The sequence below is a fragment of the Nocardia sp. NPDC004722 genome (assembly GCF_053601505.1).
In genome coordinates this window covers 1-4744 of record NZ_JBSGBY010000625.1, presented here as the reverse complement: position 1 = coordinate 4744, position 4744 = coordinate 1, and the positions used below count along the sequence as shown (strand labels likewise).

General features: G+C 68.3%; 2 protein-coding genes. Both read right to left on the bottom strand.

What is annotated here, in order from left to right; all coding sequences use genetic code 11:
* On the bottom strand, nt 1–3110 hold a 3110-nt coding region (locus ACWELQ_RS38335; RefSeq protein ID WP_452401912.1), incomplete at its 3' end, for a protein kinase domain-containing protein.
* A 339-nt stretch (nt 3111–3449) separates the two neighbouring features.
* A partial coding sequence (locus ACWELQ_RS38330) for a 3-hydroxyacyl-CoA dehydrogenase family protein (RefSeq protein ID WP_452401911.1) occupies nt 3450–4744 on the bottom strand: 1295 nt, incomplete at its 5' end.

The following is a 4744-nucleotide window of genomic DNA, read 5'->3' as shown; positions in this document are numbered from 1 at the left end:
GGGGCCAGCGCGGCGGCGCCGCTGGCGGACCGCAGCGACCGGACCATGGGATCGGTGACCAGCCCCGCGGTCAGCGGATCCGAGGGCAGGCCCAGCCGCAACCGCTCGGCGCGCACATGGGCGGCCAGCCGGGTGAGCTTGCGCTCGGCCGCGATTCGCGCACCCTCGGCCAGGCGCGCGGTCGCGGTCTCCAGGTCGCCGCGCACCGCCTTCACCCGCGCTCCGCTCACGAAGATGGTGACCAGGAAATCCACCGGGCCGACCCGGGCGGTGAGCTCGTGGCTCTGGTCCAGCAGCCGTTCGGCGCTGTCGAGATCACCGCGGCGGTAGGCGACCTCGCCGAGCAGCGCCGCCGCCACCCGTGCCGAGTTCGAGCGCGAACCCGCGCGATCCCGGGCGGTCTGCCAGGCCTGCTCGAAACACCGCGTGGCGGTGTCGATATCGAGCTGCTCGTAGGCGATGTCGCCACGCGCGCACAATCCGAAGACCTCGCCGAGCGGGTCGCCCGAGCGCGCGTGATAGGGCGCGGCGAACTCCTGCATGCCGAGCGCGCCCTCGAAGTCGAAGTCGCACAGGCGAACATAGGAGGCCAGGTTTGCCGCGGTGGACACCGTCCACGGCGGCAGCTCGTCGGCCAGCTTCAGGCATTCGCCGAGCTTGTCCAGCACCCCGTCGGTGCGATCGCGCGCCACCTGATCGGCCGCCGCCAGCACCGCGGCCTGACAGCGCTCGCGCACCGCCTCGGCATCACCCGGCGAGCTGCGCGTGGCCAGCATGTTCGACAGCCGCCCCAGCGCGGTCCGGGCCGCGCCGGACTGCTGCAACGTGACATTCGCGCGCGCCAGCGCCATCAACAGCTTGGAGCGCGAAGCCACCTGCTGCACCGGCAGTTTCGACACCGTGCCGAACAATGTCGCGAGCCGGGAGCTGTCGATCAGGTCCATCCCGCCCTTCTCGACCAGATCCAGCGCGTAGTTCAGATCGGTCGCGGCCAGCGCGTGATCCACCGACTGCCGGATCAGATTGTGGGCGGCGAACCAGCGGGAAGCCTTGCCGTGCAACTTCTTCAGCTGACCCGGGTGGGCGCGGTCGAGCCGGGCGCGCAGATGCTCGGCCACCATGGGCTGCATCCGATACCAGCTCGGATCGTCGGAGACGCGGTGCACGAACAGTTCCCGCCGCTCGGCCTGGTCCAGCAGATCGGCGGCGTCACGCGCACCGGTGAGCGCCTCGGCGAGGGAGGCGTTCACCCGCTCGGGAACCGCTATGGCGGTGAGGAATTCGAGCATGGGCGGCTCGATGGTGCCGAACACGTTCTCGGCGAGGTACTCCCGGATCTCCTTGTTGTCGCCGGAGAGTCCCGCGATGAGCCGGTCCACATCGTGATCGGCGGGCCGCAGCGACAGCCCCGCGAGCTGAATCGCGGCGGGCCAGCCCTCGGTGGCGACATGGATCTGTTCCACCTGACGCTCGGTCAGCGCCAGGCCCATGCGCTCGACCAGGATCCGGCGGGTCTCCTCGGCGGTCAGCCGCAATTGCGCCGACCCGATCTCCACCAGTTCGTCGGCCACCTGCATGCGGCTCAGCGGCAGCCCCGCCCGCTCGCGGCTGGTGACCACGAAACGCAAATGGTGCGAACAGTTGTCGAGCAGCGACTCCATGGCCCGCTGCGCCCCCGCGTCGGTGATGCGATGCCAGTCGTCCACCACCACGACCACCGGGACGTCGCTGGCCTGGAGTTCGTCGATGAGCGCCGACACCGCGTACGGCACCGCCTCGGCGGGCCGCTCCTCCAGCAGCTGTTCCAGCCCAACCCCGATGTCCGGGCGCACCTTGCGGATCGCGGCGACGATGTGGGCCAGCAGCCACACCTCATTGTCGTCGTCGCGGTCGATGCCGATCCATGCCACCGCCACCCCGCGATCGGTGAGCTCCGCGCACCACTGCGCGGCCAGCGTGCTCTTGCCGAATCCGGCCGGGCCGTGGATGACCGCCAAGCGGCGGCGGCCGCCCGCGCGCAGCGTCTCCAGCAGACGCGGCCGCGCGATCGGCTCCCGCACCGGGGTCGGCGGGCGGAATTTCGTTGTGGCGGTAGGCGGGAGCGTATTGCCGGTGGCGGGCAGGCGGCTACTCGGACCGGTGGACGGCCGCAAGGTCAGCGACGAAGCGCGCGGCGGATTCACCACCGTCGAGGTGCGCTGGCGCGTGAACTCCTGTGTGGCAGCCGATTCCGAGCCGTCGAGGGGCTGTTCCTCGCCGTCGAGCAGCGCCATCTCGTCGGGTACCTGCCCGTGCTCGCCCTGCACGGCGCGCAGCAGGTCGCCGAATTCGGCGGCGGTGGCGGGCCGATCGCCCGGATCCGGTGACATGGCGGCCTCGATGGCCCCGGCCACATCGGCGGGGATCCGCAACTCCCGCAGGTCCGGAATCGGTTGACCGGTGATGCGCAGGAACTGCGCGATGACCTTCTCCCCCGCCTGCCGCTCATAGGCGGCGTGACCGGTGAGCAGGGCGAACAGGGTGGAACCCAGACCGTAGACATCGGAGCTCACGGTCGGCTCGTCGCCCTTGAGCACCTCGGGCGCGGTGAACGCGGGCGACCCGGTGATCAGACTGGTGGACGTGCGGAAACCCCCTGGGATGCGGGCGATTCCGAAATCCGTGAGCTGCGGCTCCCCGTACCGGCTCAACAGCACATTGGCCGGTTTCACATCGCGGTGCAGCACCTGCGCGCGGTGCGCGGTCTCGATGGCCCCGGCCAGTTTCACCCCGACCCGCAGCGAATCCGTCCACGACAGTGGCCCGCTGTCGTGCACCACCTTTTCCAGCGATCCCCGCGTGGCATAGGGCATCACGATGTAGGGCCGCCCGCTCGGGGTCACATCCACTTGGAGGATGTCGACGATGTTGGGATGCCCCGACAGCCGTCCCATGGCGTGTTCCTCACGCAGGAACCGCTCCAGGCCGTCGTCGTCGATCTCGGTGGACAGCACCTTGACCGCCACCACCCGATCCAGTGATCGCTGGGCACAACGGAACACCACTCCGAACCCGCCCCGTCCGATCTCCTCCGCGTCGAACAGCCCCATGGCCTCGAGTTCATCCGTCACGGCGATGGGAAGGTATGCCTGCGTGGAGTTTTCGGGAGGAATCGGTTCTTCGGAGGTCGGTTCACTCCGCGAGCCACCTGGGCGCGCCTGTGGGTTCATCTGGACCACCTCGAACTGCCACCGTCGAACTGGAACGAGCGCGTACCGAACGTACGTTCCGGTGTTCTAACCGCGCACAATCCAACGTAGCGCGGACCGCACCGGCGTGTCCCAGAATCGCTGTCCCTGTGGACGTACCACCCCGTCCCCTTCATATCTGTTAATCGCCGAGACCCGGGTCGCGTATTTCGCGACCCGGGTCTCGGTTTCTACTGTGTCAGCGGGAAAACCGCTTCCGTATTACTTGCGCAGCGAGGCCGGGACCTCGAAGCGGCTGCCGAACTTGGCGGCCAGCTCGTCGGCGCGCGCCACGAAGGCTTCCTGTCCACCCGGGTAGCCCACGATGAACTGGTGGGTGCCACCGGTCCAGGCCGGGAAGCCGATGCCGAAGATCGAGCCGATGTTGGCGTCGGCGGTCGAGGTCAGCACGTTCTCGTCGAAGCACTTCTGGGTCTCGATGGCCTCGGCGAACAGCATGCGGTCCTTGAGATCCTGCAGGGTGACACCCTCGGGGAGCTCGGTGGAGGTCTTGAAGGTGGAGCGCAGCTCCGACCACAGACCGGTCGCCTTGCCGTCGACGTAGTCGTAGAAGCCCGCGCCGCCGGCCTTGCCCTTGCGGTCGAACTCGCCCACCAGCTTGTCCAGGATGGAGGCCGTCGCGCCCGAGGCCGCGTCGATCTCGCCACCGGCGGCCACGATGGCCTCGGCGGTCTCCTTGTAGATCTTCTGCATGGTGGTGAAGTTCAGCTCGTCCGAGAGCTTCAGCGGCGCCGCCGGGTAGCCCGCCTGCAGACCGGCCTGCTCGATGGTCTGCGGGTCGACGCCCTCACCGAGCATCATGATGGCCTCGTTGATGAACTTGCCGATCACGCGCGAGGTGTAGAAGCCGCGCGAGTCGTTCACCACGATCGGGGTCTTGCGGATCGCGAGGGTGTAGTCGTACACCCGGGCCAGCGCCTCGTCGGAGGTCTTCTCGCCCTTGATGATCTCGACCAGCGGCATCTTGTCGACCGGGGAGAAGAAGTGGATGCCGATGAAGTCCTCGGTCCGCTTCACGCCGTTGGCCAGCAGGGTGATGGGCAGGGTCGAGGTGTTGGAGCCCAGCAGCGCGTCCGCGTCGACGATGTCCTCGATCTCCTGGAAGACCTTGGCCTTCAGATCGGGGTTCTCGAACACGGCCTCGATGACGAAGTCCACGCCCGCGAAGTCGGCCGGGTCGGCGGTCGGCTTGATGCGGTCGAGCAGGGTCTTGGACTTCTCCTCGGTGGTCTTGCCACGCGCGAGCGCCTTCTCTTCCAGCTTGACCGAGTAGTCCTTGCCGTGGTTGGCGGCCTCGATGGTGACGTCCTTGAGGACGACGTCGATGCCGGCCTTGGCGGTGACGTACGCGATGCCCGCGCCCATCATGCCCGCGCCGATCACGCCGACCTTCTTGATCTCACGCTTCGGCACATCCTTCGGGCGCGAACCGCCGTTGTTGATGTGCTGCAGGTCGAAGAAGAACGCCTGGATCATGTTCTTGGCGACCGGGCCGG